The organism is Lentihominibacter sp. (assembly GCF_046951855.1).
Taxonomy (GTDB): domain Bacteria; phylum Bacillota; class Clostridia; order Peptostreptococcales; family Anaerovoracaceae; genus Lentihominibacter; species Lentihominibacter hominis.
Map to the genome: position 1 here is coordinate 1 of NZ_JBKTXS010000041.1, position 15161 is coordinate 15161.

Annotated in this window: 12 protein-coding genes and 1 pseudogene; 8 read left to right on the forward strand and 5 right to left on the reverse strand. The window is 39.5% G+C overall.

The genetic code is table 11. The features are described from left to right. Positions 1–788 (reverse strand): AraC family transcriptional regulator (locus ACLR96_RS09220; protein ID WP_412265712.1); only part of this gene is annotated, 788 nt, incomplete at its 3' end. 211 nt (positions 789–999) lie between these two features. Between ACLR96_RS09220 and ACLR96_RS09225 the strand changes: the two genes are divergently transcribed. The 3 genes from ACLR96_RS09225 to ACLR96_RS09235 are packed head-to-tail and all read left to right on the forward strand — an operon-like array spanning position 1000 to position 3799. Further along, the gene (locus ACLR96_RS09225) at positions 1000–1578 is read left to right on the forward strand and encodes an MptD family putative ECF transporter S component (protein WP_177269797.1); all 579 of its coding nucleotides are present in this window, start codon (positions 1000–1002) and stop codon (positions 1576–1578) included. Further along, positions 1578–2315, forward strand: a complete 738-nt coding sequence (locus ACLR96_RS09230) for an energy-coupling factor transporter transmembrane component T (RefSeq protein WP_177269795.1) — start codon at positions 1578–1580, stop codon at positions 2313–2315. The genes ACLR96_RS09225 and ACLR96_RS09230 overlap by 1 nt, the downstream gene beginning before the upstream one ends. A 5-nt stretch (positions 2316–2320) precedes the next feature. Next, positions 2321–3799 carry an ATP-binding cassette domain-containing protein gene (locus ACLR96_RS09235; RefSeq protein ID WP_177269793.1) on the forward strand — a complete coding sequence of 493 codons (1479 nt, stop codon included), beginning with the start codon at positions 2321–2323 and terminating at the stop codon, positions 3797–3799. A 52-nt stretch (positions 3800–3851) separates the two neighbouring features. Here the strand turns inward: ACLR96_RS09235 and ACLR96_RS09240 are convergent, their stop codons facing one another. The 3 genes from ACLR96_RS09240 to ACLR96_RS09250 all read right to left on the reverse strand — a co-directional run bounded on the left by ACLR96_RS09240 (position 3852) and on the right by ACLR96_RS09250 (position 8060). Then, positions 3852–5756 (reverse strand): ABC transporter ATP-binding protein, encoded by a 1905-nt coding sequence (locus tag ACLR96_RS09240; protein ID WP_412265715.1) that lies wholly within the window; start codon positions 5754–5756, stop codon positions 3852–3854. Continuing rightward, positions 5757–7493: an ABC transporter transmembrane domain-containing protein gene (locus tag ACLR96_RS09245; RefSeq protein WP_177269091.1), complete on the reverse strand. Its 1737-nt coding sequence runs from the start codon at positions 7491–7493 to the stop codon at positions 5757–5759. 147 nt (positions 7494–7640) lie between these two features. Further along, the gene (locus tag ACLR96_RS09250; RefSeq protein ID WP_177269093.1) at positions 7641–8060 is read right to left on the reverse strand and encodes a MarR family transcriptional regulator; all 420 of its coding nucleotides are present in this window, start codon (positions 8058–8060) and stop codon (positions 7641–7643) included. Positions 8061–8224: 164 nt separating this feature from the next. Between ACLR96_RS09250 and ACLR96_RS09255 the strand changes: the two genes are divergently transcribed. Beyond that, positions 8225–8758 carry a DUF308 domain-containing protein gene (locus tag ACLR96_RS09255; RefSeq protein WP_177269095.1) on the forward strand — a complete coding sequence of 178 codons (534 nt, stop codon included), beginning with the start codon at positions 8225–8227 and terminating at the stop codon, positions 8756–8758. 73 nt (positions 8759–8831) lie between these two features. On the opposite strand, the gene ACLR96_RS09260 is transcribed toward ACLR96_RS09255, so the two are convergent. Then, the gene (locus ACLR96_RS09260; protein ID WP_177269097.1) at positions 8832–10073 is read right to left on the reverse strand and encodes an MFS transporter; all 1242 of its coding nucleotides are present in this window, start codon (positions 10071–10073) and stop codon (positions 8832–8834) included. A 572-nt stretch (positions 10074–10645) separates the two neighbouring features. Here ACLR96_RS09260 and ACLR96_RS09265 point away from each other — a divergent pair. From ACLR96_RS09265 to ACLR96_RS09280, 4 genes and pseudogenes are all read left to right on the forward strand, one after another. Next, on the forward strand, positions 10646–13690 hold the full coding sequence (locus ACLR96_RS09265) for an SrtB-anchored collagen-binding adhesin (protein WP_412265721.1): 3045 nt from the start codon (positions 10646–10648) through the stop codon (positions 13688–13690). 238 nt (positions 13691–13928) lie between these two features. Further along, positions 13929–14255 carry a YdcP family protein gene (locus tag ACLR96_RS09270; RefSeq protein WP_412265723.1) on the forward strand — a complete coding sequence of 109 codons (327 nt, stop codon included), beginning with the start codon at positions 13929–13931 and terminating at the stop codon, positions 14253–14255. Positions 14256–14270: 15 nt separating this feature from the next. Further along, a complete protein-coding gene (locus ACLR96_RS09275) occupies positions 14271–14654 on the forward strand; it encodes a YdcP family protein (RefSeq protein ID WP_412265725.1) in 384 nt (127 codons plus the stop codon). A 102-nt stretch (positions 14655–14756) separates the two neighbouring features. Continuing rightward, a pseudogene (locus tag ACLR96_RS09280) lies at positions 14757–15161 on the forward strand (hypothetical protein); the annotation flags it as partial.

The following is a 15161-nucleotide window of genomic DNA, read 5'->3' on the forward strand; positions in this document are numbered from 1 at the left end:
GATATGTTTTGTCCGTATACGCCTTTGAAATAATTTTTTAAACTTGTTTCACTGACAGAAAACTCGTTGGCAAGCACACGTATAGGAAGATGTTTTCTTAGATCCGATGTTAAAATCTGATGTGCTTTTTTTGCTATTTCTACTTGCGTTTTTGTATAAAAACCTCGCCGTTTTGAGGTGTGGGACTGGGATATCAGCATATAGTAAAGCAGCTCAAAAAGATATAACTTCATATGAAAATAGGAACTTTCTTCTGAAAACTTCCATAGTTTTGTTAATATATTTCTTTCTGTATCATCTGTTTCGCATATATAAGTATTTTTTTTCTCTATATATTTTCTTTGCAGTTTCCATAAATCTATATCAAATGCTTCCAATATTTCCTTGCATGAAACAGTAAAAGTATCAAGATCAAAATATACTTTCAGACCTCTGTATTTTCCGGTGGGAAAAATATATTTATTTTGAGCTGACTGACAGCTTATACAGTATTCTTTTTCCTGGAGATAGACATAGGTATTGTCATCAAGAAGCAGTTCACATCTTCCGAAGAGACAGTAATTGAGAAGAAGAGGATGAAATTTCTGATTGGATTCTGATTCAGGCCAGATGAACGTATCTGCGTATACGAGTGCAATGGTAAGTCCGGGAAAGATGGTATGGAAAATCATTTTTCCGTTTCCCTCTGAATGATTAAGAAGCAATTTTCTGCTGTTCGGGCTGTTTTTAAGAGTAACTCCGGGGAGTTTATCGCTGTTTTCAAGTATATTATTGAGCATATCATTCAAATTGGTTCACCTCTTTTAAAAGAATATCTTTCATTATAGTCAAGATAGAATTTTTGGTCAATCTTAATCTGATAATATGGAAAACTGAGTGCTATTTGGAGTCAAATAACTGATATGAGCATAGACGTATATGGCTATCTATAATATTATGATTTTTAGAGTTAGCTTGATCTAATTAAATTAAAAGAATTATGTCGGGAGGAATTTTAAAATGAACAAGTTACAGGGAAAGGATTTTATTAATATTGGTATTTTCACTGCAATATACTTTATAGTTATTTTTGCAGCCGCATCTATAGGATTTATACCGATTTTTATTCCTCTCATCAGTGTCATAGTACCGCTGGTGGGAGGAATCCCAATGATGCTTTTCTTTTCAAAGATAAGAAAATTTGGTATGATCACTGTCAGCGGTCTGCTATTGGGCATAATCATGTTGATTACAGGCATGGGATATTGGTGTATTCTTACAGGAATTGTTTTTGGTCTTCTGTCTGATCTTGCGCTTAAAGCCTGTGGATATAAAAATTATAAAAGGGAGATTCTGACTCATGGCCTTTTTTCTATGTGGGTTATAGGAGCATTTATACCTATAGTAGTCACAAGAGCAGACTATTATCAGAATCTATTGCCTGGATATGGAGAGGAGTATGCTGATACTCTCATGAGTTATATGCCTGACTGGATATTGCCGGTTCTTCTTGCTGCATCTTTTATAAGCGGTATAGCGGGAGGAATAATAGGTTATAGGATATTCAAAAAACATTTTGAGAGAGCAGGTATAGCGTGATGGCAAAAGAACTTCTGGCAAGCTGCAGAGATGGCAGCAGTATTATTTTAGATCCCAGAACTAAATTGGCAGTACTCATAACTATTTCAATATTTATTCTGGGAGGATCATATGAGGGAATAATGCAGTATTACATAATAATTTTAGCATTTATACCGCTGATTTTACTGCTGTCATCTGGCAAACGCAAGGCTTCGGTCATATATATAGTTATATTCGGAGGAAGTCTGTGTCTTGAGTTGTTTATTTTATCCATGCTGCCAAGTCCGGTAAATTATATAGCTGTTACCATCACTGGGATACTACTCAGGTTTGCTCCGGGAATTGTTATGGGGTATTTATTAGTAACTGATACCACTGTAAGTGAGTTCATGGACGCTATGGATAAGTTACATATGCCTCGGTTTATTACGATGCCTATGTCGGTGATGTTCCGTTTCTTTCCCACAGTAGCGGAAGAATGGAGCTGTATCGGAGATGCCATGAAAATGAGAGGTATCGGTTTGGGATACAGACGGGCAGGGCATATACTGGAATATCGACTTGTTCCTATGATGATCTGTTCGGTTAGGATCGGTGAGGAACTCAGTGCAGCTGCTCTCACACGAGGTTTGGGAGGCCCTATAAAGAGAACTAATGTCTGCGATATAGGATTTCATATACAAGATATTTTTATTCTTTTTGTTTGCGCAGGTGCTTATGTTGCTCAGATATATGTTCTGATTACAAGGGGGTAAAAATAATGATAGAGTGCAAAAAGCTTTCTTTTTCTTATCTGGCGGGAGGCGGTAAGAAAAAATATGAGACTATAAAAAATGTGTCCTGCCGAATTAAAGAGGGGTCCTTTGTACTTCTATGTGGTGTTTCCGGTTGTGGAAAAACGACACTTACAAGGATCTTCAATGGATTGATTCCCCATTATCATGAAGGGAAATTGGAGGGAGATGCATATATTGAAGGGAAAAATACAAAAAGATTATCATTATTTGATATATCTCTTAAAGTAGGTTCTGTTTTTCAAAATCCCAGATCTCAGTTTTTTAATGTAGATACTACCAGTGAAGTAGCTTTTGGACCTGAAAATCATGGTATGTCCGAATCCAAAATAAAACAGAGAGTTCAGCAGGTGTGCAGCCAGCTTGATATAGAAGATTTGATGGATCGAAGTATTTTTTCTCTTTCCGGTGGAGAAAAACAAAAGATTGCCTGTGGCTCGGCTGCAGCAATAGATCCTGATATTTATGTTCTTGACGAGCCTTCTTCCAATCTTGATTCATGTGCTGTATCTGACTTGCGGAGATTGCTTGAAATTCTTAAATCTTGCGGAAAAACAGTAATTATTTCTGAACATCGTCTTTATTATCTGGCAGATCTCATTGACAGAGTTATTTATATGAAGGATGGTAAGATAGAGGGGGATTATACAGCGCAGGAGTTTAAGGCCATGCCGGAAAGTCAACGAGAAGTTATGGGGCTGCGGCCTTTAGATCTTGATGTTTTGAAAGATACAGAACATGGAATAAAAGCTGAAGCATTTTCACGCTGGGTGATAAGTGATATGACTTTTTCTTATAAATATCGGCCCGGAATTCTGCAAATAGGAAAGTCGATATTGCCAGCAGGAAAAGTTACAGCTGTTATAGGAGACAATGGAGCAGGAAAATCCACGTTTTCGAGATGTCTATGTGGCTTAGAAAAAAGTTGCCGGGGTACTGTTGAGTATGATGGTCATGTTTATAGTGCAAAGGAACGGCTGAACATTTGTTATATGGTTATGCAGGATGTCAATCATCAGCTTTTTACAGAAAATGTAGAAGAAGAAATTCTTTTGAGCATGAAAAATAAAAACAAAAAGCAGATTGAAAGGCTGCTGGAAGATATGGATTTGACAGAGCTTTCAGAGTGTCATCCCATGGGATTGTCGGGAGGACAGAAGCAGCGTGTGGCTATAGCTTCAGCTATAGCATCAGAAAAGCCTCTTATAATATTTGATGAGCCGACAAGCGGTCTTGATCTTTTTCATATGAGAAAAGTAGCAAATGTTGTAAATGAGATTGCAGATCAGGGGAGAACAGTTCTTGTAGTCACCCATGATCCGGAATTTATCCTTCGGTGCTGTGATCATGTGATCCATCTTTCAGCAGGCAGAGTATATGAGAGTTATCCGCTGAGAGACAGAAGGGACAGGATCCGTCTTTTGGATTTCTTCATGCTCAAATAAAAAAAGCCATATAAGGGTTAATTTCCTTATATGGCTTTTTTGGGTTTTGAAATTATTCCAGCTCGAAAGCTCCTGTATAGAGCTGGTAATATGTGCCTTTTTGAGCGATTAGTTCATCATGATTTCCTCGTTCGATGATACGTCCGTGGTCAAGAACCATTATGGCGTCACTGTTGCGGACGGTAGATAGTCTGTGGGCTATGACAAATACGGTTCGCCCTTTCATAAGATTATCCATACCTTCCTGAACAAGAGCTTCGGTTCTTGTATCTATTGAGCTTGTGGCTTCATCTAATATCATTGCGGGTGGATCCGCCACAGCTGCTCTGGCAATGGATATCAGCTGACGCTGTCCCTGAGAAAGGCTGGAGCCGTTTCCTGTAAGAACAGTATCATATCCGTCGGGAAGTCGAGTGATGAAATCATCAGCATTGGCAAGTTTTGCAGCTGCTATACATTCTTCATCTGTTGCATCCAGTTTTCCGTAACGTATATTTTCCATGACTGTTCCGGTAAAAAGATTTACATCTTGCAGTACAACACCCAGAGAACGCCTCAGATCAGGCTTTCGTATTTTTGTTATATTAATACCATCGTAGCGTATTTTTCCGTCAGGAATGTCATAAAATCTATTGATTAGATTAGTTATGGTAGTCTTTCCTGCACCTGTGGCTCCTACAAAAGCAATTTTTTGTCCCGGTTTTGCGTAAAGACTTATGTCGTGAAGTACGGTTTTTTCAGGTACATATCCGAAATCTACATGTTCCATGCGGATATCCCCCTTAAGTTCGGTGTAAGTAACTGTACCGTCTGAGGAATGTGGATGTCTCCAAGCCCATAAGCCTGTCGCATGATCTGTTTCTGTGATCTGACCTTCAGAATTTTTTTCTGCTTTGACCAGTGTGACATATCCATGGTCTTCTTCCGGTTTCTGATCCATGAGTTCAAAAACTCTTCCGGCTCCGGCTATTCCCATGGCAACTAAGGAAACCTGCATTGATACCTGACCGATGGTCTGGGATAGCTGCCTTGCCATGCTCAGAAAAGAGATGATGATTCCCGCCGTGATCAGATCCGTTCCTGTAAGGCTGATATTTACGGCTTTTTCAAATACCATGATTCCTCCTATACCGGCGATGAATACATACATGAGATTACCGATATTCCCGAGGGTAGGCATAAGTACGTTTCCCATTTTATTTGCTCTTTGGCTGTCTGAAAAAAGCTGTTCATTGAGCTTAATGAAGCCTTTTTTGCTTTCTTCTTCATGGCAGAATACTTTGATGACTTTCTGGCCATTCATCATTTCTTCTATATAGCCTTCTTCTTTGGCAAGAGCTTTTTGTTGTTTCATCATGTATTTTGAACTTTCTCCGCCGAGCTTTTTTGTGACAGTAAGCATTATGATCATGAAAAAGATTACGATTAAAGTCAGCCATATACTGAAATAAATCATCATGAAGATAATAGCTATAACTGTAAGGGAAGACTGTAGCATCAGAGGCAAACTCTGTCCGATAAGCTGACGGATTGCGTCGGTATCGTTGGTATAGGTACTCATGATATCTCCGTGTATATGAGTATCAAAATAACGGAGAGGGAGGGTCTGCATTCTGTCAAACATGTCATTTCTCATGTGTTTTAGTGTTCCTTGAGTAACTGTTGCCATGAGGCGTGTGTATATCAAGGCTGCAGCTACGCCGCATGCATAAAATGCCGCCATAGTGCCAAGAAGAGAAATAAGTTTAGGCCATACGGCTTCGAGTCCTGATGTAATACCCGGAGTTATACATTCGTCGATGAGTCTCTGCAGAAATACTGTTGCGACTACAGAAGCGCAGGCACTTATTATGATGCAGATACATACTATTGTAAGGCGCAGTTTAAAATGAGAAAACAGATAGCCTATAAGTCTTCTGAAATTTCCTTTGCTCCTTTTTTCCTTTGTTCTGCTCATTTATTCCACCTCCTTGCTGCGTGTCTGAGAGTCATATACTTCCCGGTAAATGCCGTCGGCAGCCAACAATTGACGGTGAGTGCCTTGCTGAGCTATACGACCTCCGTCCATGACGATAATTTTATCTGCATCTTCTACTGAAGAAACACGCTGGGCGATAATTATCTTTGTTGTGTCAGGTATTTCTTCACTCATTGCTTTTCTTATCAAGGCATCTGTTTTTGTATCGACTGCTGAAGTGGAGTCGTCAAGGATAAGAATTTTAGGTTTTTTTAACAGGGCTCTTGCAATGCATAACCTTTGTTTCTGTCCGCCGGATACGTTTGTTCCGCCTTGTTCTATGAAAGTATCATATTTTTTCGGAAACTGCTGTATGAACTCATCTGCCTGTGCCAGTCTGCATACACGAATCAGTTCCTCCTCATCAGCATCTTTTTTTCCCCAACGAAGATTTTCTTTAATAGTGCCGGAGAAAAGTACATTTTTCTGGAGAACCACCGCAACTTCATTACGAAGGGCTTCAAGGTCATACTTGCGAACATCTATTCCTCCTACTTTAACACTTCCTTCCGTCACATCATAAAGACGAGAGATAAGCTGTATTAAAGTGGTTTTAGCTGAACCTGTTCCGCCTATTATGCCTATAGTTTCTCCCGGATTAATAGTAAGGTTTATATTTGAAAGAGCTTTCTTTTTACTGGCTTTAGAATAACAGAAAGAAACATTTTCAAAATCTATTTTTCCGTTTTTTACTTTTCTGATACCGTTTTCCGGTGATTGTAGACTGCTTTCCTGTGTTAGGACTTCAGCAATACGATTTGCTGATTCTTCAGCCATTATAGTCATGACGAAAACCATAGATAATACCATCATGGCAGCCAGTATTTGCACTCCATAGCTTATGAGAGAAGAAAGCTCTCCTGTTGTCAAGCTGACAGCGCCTGTTCCGATAATGATCCTTGCTCCGAAATAACTGATGAGAAGCATGGACATATAGATACAGAACATCATGACAGGATTGTTGAAAGCTAATATTTTTTCAGCTCGAGTAAAATCTTTTCGCACATCTTCAGAAGCCTTTCCGAATTTTTTCGCTTCATAATCTTCCCGTACAAAAGATTTGACAACTCTTATACCGGCTATATTTTCCTGAACAGAATTGTTCATGGCATCGTACTTTTTGAAAATTCTCTTAAAAATAGGATGTACGTAGAGAACTATTCCAAAGAGCGCTATACCAAGTACAGGTATAGTAACAAGAAAAATACATGCCATTTTTACATTGATGGTCATACTCATGATGACAGAAAAAATCATCATAAGAGGTGTCCGTATAGCGGCACGGATTATCATCTGATAGGCATTCTGGACATTTGTGACATCTGTTGTCATTCTTGTGACCAAAGATGATGTGGAGAATTTATCCATATCAGCAAAGGCAAAATCCTGTATCTTAAAATACATATCCTGTCGCAGATTTTTGGCAAACCCACAGGAAGCTGTAGCCGCTTCACGGCCGGCAAGAACGCCGAAAAGCAGGGAAAACATTGCCATTATGACCAACATGAGTCCGTATTTTAAAATAGGTGTCATAGAATTACCACTCATGGAATCTATGACCATTGCCATTACCAGAGGCAAAAAACATTCTATAATAACTTCTACTGTCACTAACAGCGGAGAAGCAAGAGAAGCTTTTTTGTATTGCCGGACACTTTTCAGTAAAGTTTTTATCATAATCTCACTCCTTTTTTGTTTTGTAGCGCGCTACACTTTGAGGCGTAAAAGAGAGGACAAGTCCTTGCAAACTTATGTCCTCTGTGTTTTTTACATATGATAGATTTTCGTTTGAGGTTTTTCCGTAATTTACTATGAAGGAAAAAGTCATTCTATATTTTTATAAAGACGTTTTAGCATTTCACGGAGAGTTTGAAGCTCCTGGCTGGAAAATCCTTCCGTAAGCTGTTTTTCTGTCTCACGGATTCTGGCATCGTGCCATTTTCTGTGTTTTAAAGCTCGTTCTGTGCCGCATACAAGTTTATTTCTCCGATCATCGGGATCTACATGGCAGTTTACGTATCCGCTTTTTTCAAGGCGTCTTACAATTCCTACAATTGTAGGGTGGGAGACTTTGAGTTCTTTCTCAATTTCTTTTTGTGTGACTTGTCCTCCATGTTTCCATATGATTTTCAATACGCGAACCTGAGAATATGTAAGTTCGCTTTTGCTGAATGTAGCATTTGCCCTTGTATGCAGTTTTGATTCAAGCTGCTTTAGCATATGTCCGATGTCAGTATCTTTCACTTTTTTCACCTTCAATCTGTAGCTTGTTACAGATTATAGTAAGAATTTGGATAATTGTCAAGAAAAAGATTTTATAACGGTGGTAAATAATTAAGAATTAGCACTCAGTGGTTGACAGTGCTAAATATAAGGGTATAATACCTTAATAAAGGAGGTTGGTTTTTATGAACAGAACTTTTTCAAAAGTTATGTGGATGATAGCAGGTATATTTCTTATAATAGCAGGTATCATTTGCTTGAGAAGTCCGTCGGCAGGGCTGTCAGCGATTTCTCTTCTTCTTGGGAGTTTTCTGCTTGTTTCAGGAATTATAGACATTATGGTGTTTGCCAGAGGACATAATATAATGTATGGAGCAGGGTGGTTTCTCGCAGATGGGATTCTGACCGTTATCATGGCTTTGTTTATCTTGTTTAATCAGACATTTGTTACACTGACTCTTCCTTTTATTTTCGGGATGTGGATGCTTTTTTCAGGTATTACGAGATTCGTACAGTCTTTTGAACTCAGACGCATGGCTGTAGATGGCTGGGGATGGTTTACTGTTTTGGGAACGGTTCTGGCTTTGGCGGGAATTCTATCCTTTATTGCGCCTGTAATCAGCTTTATAGCAATAAATCTGATGTTGGGGATATTTCTCATATTGCGGGGTATTTCTTCCATTATCCATGCCATTTTTTCGGGACATCTTTTTATGTAAAAGAGAAGTTGTGTAATATAAAAAAGAAGAGACGCTTTAAGCGTCTCTTCTTTTTATATATTTACTGAAGTTATTATTTTTGTTTTGCTAATTTAACCTCTTTTGCAAAGAACATTAGAATAATGTAAATGATTGTTACAGCTATGAGCGCAGCCATCAACATATGATGATTTGTTCCGAAAAGGCTTGAAGCCCCGAGGAAAATCACTCCGGCAACATTACCTGCAAACATAAGGAGTCCTTCTGAAGTACCTTCCGAAGTCGGATAGCAGGATTCTGCAGCAAAAGTCAGAGTGAGCGGAGCACCTCCTACAATAAAGAATCCGTAGAGAGCTGCGGCTACAGCCATTCCGCTGAAACCTTTCAGTACTAAGAAAAGGGCGAGACCTATACAGCCTATAATGCTTACTGCAATCATATACGGCAGTCGTCTGTGGTGCTTATCTTTATCAGAGATCAGGGACAGGATAAGGCTTCCGACTATTCCTATACCTAAGATTATAACACCTATAATTCCCACTTGAGTTGCGTCAACACCTTCATTTGTCAGAGTTCTTAAAATAGGCTCGATCATAGTGAAGAAGGTATTGAAGATCCCGAACATGCAGAAGAAAATCAATAATGCCAGAATGAAATTTTTCTTCTTTAATGCAAACTTTATACCTTCTTTAAAGTCAGAACGCATAGCTTGTTCTTCAGGACAGGGAGGTGTAGGCGGTTTTTCTTTTACGAAGATGAGGAATAAGACTGCAGCGACAGCTCCGATGATACCGTATGTAAGAAGCATTTCTTTTATTGTCATTCCCGATTCCAAAAGAACCGGTGTCAATAGAAGACCAACACACATTCCCAAATAACTGCACAGAAGTCCGACGCTGTTGGCTGTAGCACGTTCTTTTTCAGGGAACCATTTACCTGCAACAAGACCCGGTGAGTTCAGCAGGAATGGCTGAGCGATAGCGAATCCGAAGGTAATGATAAGAACCAGTGTGTAGTTATCTCCGAAAAATCCTCTCAGCAGAGCACAGACTCCTGTGAGAACAACTCCGAAACCAACTGCTTTTTTGAATCCGAATTTTTCGAATGCAGCAAGAGATGGGATAGAAACGATAATCATACCTGCCATAAATATGATTGACAGAAGACTGATTGCACTTTCTCCTTCTGTTGCGTTGGTAAACCCATAATACTTCCATGAATCTGTCGTAATCGAAAAGAATGTAGTCCACATCAACTGAATAATGCCTGTACATAATCCGTAAATCCCCAATACTACCCATCGGTACCCATAGACCTGATAATTTTGTTCTTTCATTAGTTTTAACCATCCTTTCCGGCTGTAAGCCGTTCTGTTTTACTTGTTTGTCGTTTTGTTACTAATGATGCGATCTTTTCTTTTATTGACAGATATCGTTTTCGGTTCAGTTGTTTCAGCGTCTGCTGTATCTCATATACGCAAACGGATTAAAACGTTTGAGTATTGATTTTAATTATACGTTGCTGTAAAAATAGTGTCAAGTCTAACAATTCTGTTTAATCCTTTTTTTGTAAATAATAAAAAATTTAAAAAATATTAGCACTCACCTCTTGTTATTACAGCGTAGCTTTTGTCTTAGTTCATAGAGTGCCGTAAAGTGCCTATTTACAGGCTTTTCACGGGTTTTATGAATTTATCACATTTCATCAAAAATCGTCAATATACAAAAAATTGGTGTCAAAATTGGTGTCAAATAACCTTAATTTGAGATTTTGATGAGCAACACATCAGTATAAAAAATTGAATATTTTATAGATTATGGAACGCCTAAAATGACGTTCCTTTTCTATTTCCAGCCGTTCTTATTGGACGGCTATTTTATTACCCAAAATGAAAGGAGCATTAGATTTATGAAAAAGACATGGAAACGATTGTGTACGGGCTTCTTAGCTCTTGCAACTGTCGTTACTGCTTTACCGACTACACCCGTTCATGCAGAAAGTAAGCAATACTGGACGGAAAGTGCAGAGCGTGTCGGTATCATTGAAAAAGTAATGAATGACGGTTCTATCGGTTCGACATTCAATGAGGGCTATATGAAAGTCGAGGGCGAAACTGCCTATTGTATTGACATCAATACAGATTTTAAGAATGGCTACAAGACCAGAGCTGACGCAAGCTCACGCATGAGTGCCGACCAGATTTCAGATGTGGCGTTATCCTTAGAGTATGTCAAACAGTATGGCGAAGCTCACAAGGAATTGAACTATAAACAAGTCTATCTGTTGGAACAATGTGTAGTCTGGCAGAGATTGAGCGTACATCTTGGCTGGCAATGTGATAACGTGCGAGCTTCTTATGATGAAATTCCAAAGGCAACGCAGGACGAAGTTTTCTCTGGTGCAAGAGCCTTTGTCAAAGAAAATAAAGGACGCTATGAATGTGGCGGTTATATCTACTCTGGCGAGGGGCAGGAATTAGGACAATTCTGGGCGAAACTGAATGTCGGAAATGCGAAACTGCAAAAGACTTCCAGTAATACCAGCATTACAGACGGTAACGGGAATTACTCTATCGCTGGTGCAACATACGGTGTCTTTGCTGATAAGGACTGCACGAAACAGCTTGCCACCCTTACGACTGATGAAAACGGAAATACAGATGTTGTAGAGGTAAAAGCAGGCACAGTCTATATCAAGGAATTATCCGCACCAGCAGGATATAAAGTAGATAAAACTGTATATTCCTTAAAGATTGAAGCTGGAAAGACAGCGACATTGAACGTATCTGATACGCCAAAAGTAACGGACACTTTGATTGAGCTTTTCAAGATTGACATGGAAACACAGAAAGACAATCCGCAAGGGAACGCTTCTTTAGCAGGTGCGGAATTTACATGGAAGTATTATGCAGGCTTCTATAACAAAGACAATCTCCCTGCCGAAGCTACTCGTACATGGGTTACAAAGACAATCGCTGAAACAGACAGCGACGGGACAACCCACTACATCACAAAATTAGCGGACGCATACAAGGTATCTGGCGACAGCTTCTATATGCAGGACGGCAAGGCGGTTCTTCCACTTGGGACGCTAACCATAGAAGAAACAAAAGCTCCAAACGGCTACTTATTAGAGGGTGCATATATGCAGGCTGGCGATAAGTCCGAACAGATAAAGGGCTTATATGTAACACAGATTACCGAGGACGGCGACCTTGCCGTATTATCTGGAAGTAACCAGTTTTCCGTATCAGACAAGGTTATCCGTGGCGGTGTCAAAATTCAGAAACGAGATTTAGAAACGGGCGATACAAAGCCACAAGGAAGTGCCACTTTGAAAGATACTGCTTTTGACATCATTTCCTTAAATGATAATTCTGTTTTGGTTGAGGGCAAGCTATACAAGAAAAATGAAGTGGTAAAGACAATTCGTACCGATATTGAGGGTGTCGCTTCTACTTCTGCCGACCTTTTACCTTATGGAAAGTTTCGTATCGTTGAAAGTGAAGCTCCAAACGGATATTTGACTGACGGTGCAAAACCGATTGATTTTACAATCACAGAAAATGGAAAAATTGTGGACTTAACCGACAAAGCCCATTCTATCTACAATCAGATTAAGCGTGGGGATATTGAGGGCGTGAAAATCGGTGCAGGCACACACAAGCGTCTTGCTGATGTTCCTTTTAGGATCACAAGCAAGACAACGGGCGAAAATCATGTTGTGGTAACTGATGATAACGGGCAATTCTCCACTTCTGCTGAATGGGCTTCTCATAAGCACAATACAAACGCAGGAAAGACCAGCGAGGACGGTGTGTGGTTTGGAACTTCTGAACCAGACGACAGCAAGGGTGCATTACCTTATGATACCTACATCATTGAAGAATTACGCTCTGATAGTAACAAAGGCTTTGAACTTATCCCACCTTTTGAAATCGTGGTATCAAGAAATAACCTTGTGATTGATTTAGGAACGCTGACTGATGAATACGAAAAAGAAATCTCTATCCATACCACAGCGACCAGCAAGGACGGCGAAAAGACTATCCTTGCAGGAAAAGAGGTAACAATCGTTGATACTGTCAAATTAGACGGACTTACAAAAGGCACAAAGTATCAGTTCAAAGGCTGGCAGATGTTAAAGGAAGAAAACGCCGAGCTTATCATTGACGGGAAACGTGTAGAAAACGATTATACCTTTGTCGCTGATGATGAAGAAATGAAAGTGGAAATTTCCTATACATTCAATGCGTCTGCTTTAGGTGGCAAGAACCTTGTTACCTTTGAAGAATTGTATGATTTCAGCAATCCAGACGAACCCGTGAAAGTTGCGGAACATAAAGACATTGAGGACGACGGGCAGACCGTACTTATCACAGAGCGTATCATCAAAATTCATACGACTGCTACCGATAAGGACGGCAACAAAGAGCTTGAAGCTGGAAAAGACGTTACAATCATTGATACCGTAACCTTAGAGGGCTTAGAAGTCGGTACACAGTACAAACTTGTGGGCTGGCAGATGTTGAAAGAAGAAAATGCAGAGCTTCTTATCAATGGAAAGCGTGTGGAAAGTGATTATACTTTTACTGCTGACAGCGAAACTATGAAAGTGGAAGTTGCCTTTACCTTTGACGCTACTTCTCTTGACGGCAAACAGCTTGTAACTTTTGAAGAATTGTACGATTTAAGCAATCCAGACGAGCCGAAGAAAGTTACCGAGCATAAGGATATTGAGGATAAGGGACAGACGATTACTTTTAAGGAAAAGCCAGAAGAACCAGAAAAACCCGAAACACCACCGACACCAGAAAAGCCTAACAGACCTAGCGACAGTCCCAAAACGGGCGACAGTACAAATGTAATGGCATTTATCGTGATGTTGCTTGCGTCTGCTGGTGGACTGGCTGGAACATATCTTTACAAACGCCGTAAAATGAAGAAATCATAAGGCGGTAACGGTATGAGGAAAGAAAAATCACGCTCTCCGCCGAAGCTGTCAAACGGCAGACTTTTGCTTATTCTGGCTTGTCTGCCAACAACCTGCAAGAACACGGATAGTCAAGGGTGCGTAAGCATTGATTTTACCCTTTACTATCGGTGGGATTGCTGGTACTTCCCGAACCGCCAGAATAAGAAATCACAATCAAAAAACTTATCAAAAATAGAAAGAAACGAGGTAAAACAATATGGAAATGAAATATGTCGTGCCAGATATGGCACAGTCTTTTGGAACTCTTGAATTTGCAGGCGAAAGCGAGCCAGTCTTTGAAAGAGATAAAAATAACCGCAGGGTCTTAGCCAGACGAAGCTATAACCTTTATTCTGACGTACAGAAAGGCGAAAATGTTGTGGTGGAAATTCCCGTGCAGGCTGGCGAAAAGCAGTTCAAGTATGAGCAGAAAGTAAAACTTGTCAATCCGAAGTTATACGGCAGAGGTTACGCAATCGGGGATATGGGACATACCGATTATGTGTTGCTTGCTGATGATATTGTAGCAGTTGAAGAAAAGTAAAGGAGTGAAGAATTTATGAGATTATCAAACGGGTTTGTTATTGACAAAGAGAAAACATTTGGAGAATTAAAATTTACAGCGGTGCGTGATGTGTTCTTGCAGAATGAGGACGGGACACCGAGTACCCAGCTTAAAAAGCGTATCTATGATTTGAAGTGCAGTCTGCATGGTGGAATTATCCCCGTGTCTGTACCGCCAGAAGTACCGTTAAGGGAATTTCCGTACAATGCAGTTGTGGAGCTTGTCAATCCAGTAGCCGATACGGTATCACGAAAAACCTATACGGGTGCAGATGTGGACTGGTATGTAAAGGCAGAGGATATTGTATTGAAGAATAAAGGTAACCAGAACGCAGGCAGTCTACAGAACCCTACACCGCAGGGACAGCCGAAGAAATAAAAGTGATGTATTTGTCTTAATTTTGATTGACACGAACAACGCAGAGTGATATATTTATCTCATAAAGATACAAAAACATCTCATTTGAAAGGAGAGATAAATATGTCAAAGAAACAAATTAAAAAAATTATTTTTATGGGGGTAGGGTGTGCTTTATTGCTTATTGTTGGTACAATCTACTCCCTATTATACAATGATGGACGCTGGGTCAAAAATATGGATATGTCGGAATATGTATTTTCTTACAAGGATATTCCTATGTTAGTAATTGGAGCTTTAATAGCACTATATGCTATCTATATAGTAATTATCTGCTTTAAAAATGTCTTTTCAAAAAACAGCAGGGAAAAACGATATTCAAGAACAATTTCTCCTTACTGGGGATTTTGTGGAATGTTTGGTTTTCTGGGGTTTGGCGGATTTTGGACATACTATAAATTTGGAGAAATATTTCCTTTTGCTTTTTTCATATTTTTTGGTTTTTTCAGTTTTTTCTTTGAAGGTAAA

Coding starts and splice junctions, on each gene's coding strand:
- ACLR96_RS09225 (WP_177269797.1), top strand. CDS start 1,000: ATGAACAAGTTACAGGGAAAGGATTTTATTAATATTGGTATTTTCACT.
- ACLR96_RS09230 (WP_177269795.1), top strand. CDS start 1,578: ATGGCAAAAGAACTTCTGGCAAGCTGCAGAGATGGCAGCAGTATTATT.
- ACLR96_RS09235 (WP_177269793.1), top strand. CDS start 2,321: ATGATAGAGTGCAAAAAGCTTTCTTTTTCTTATCTGGCGGGAGGCGGT.
- ACLR96_RS09240 (WP_412265715.1), bottom strand. CDS start 5,756: ATGAGCAGAACAAAGGAAAAAAGGAGCAAAGGAAATTTCAGAAGACTT.
- ACLR96_RS09245 (WP_177269091.1), bottom strand. CDS start 7,493: ATGATAAAAACTTTACTGAAAAGTGTCCGGCAATACAAAAAAGCTTCT.
- ACLR96_RS09255 (WP_177269095.1), top strand. CDS start 8,225: ATGAACAGAACTTTTTCAAAAGTTATGTGGATGATAGCAGGTATATTT.
- ACLR96_RS09260 (WP_177269097.1), bottom strand. CDS start 10,073: ATGAAAGAACAAAATTATCAGGTCTATGGGTACCGATGGGTAGTATTG.
- ACLR96_RS09265 (WP_412265721.1), top strand. CDS start 10,646: ATGAAAAAGACATGGAAACGATTGTGTACGGGCTTCTTAGCTCTTGCA.
- ACLR96_RS09270 (WP_412265723.1), top strand. CDS start 13,929: ATGGAAATGAAATATGTCGTGCCAGATATGGCACAGTCTTTTGGAACT.
- ACLR96_RS09275 (WP_412265725.1), top strand. CDS start 14,271: ATGAGATTATCAAACGGGTTTGTTATTGACAAAGAGAAAACATTTGGA.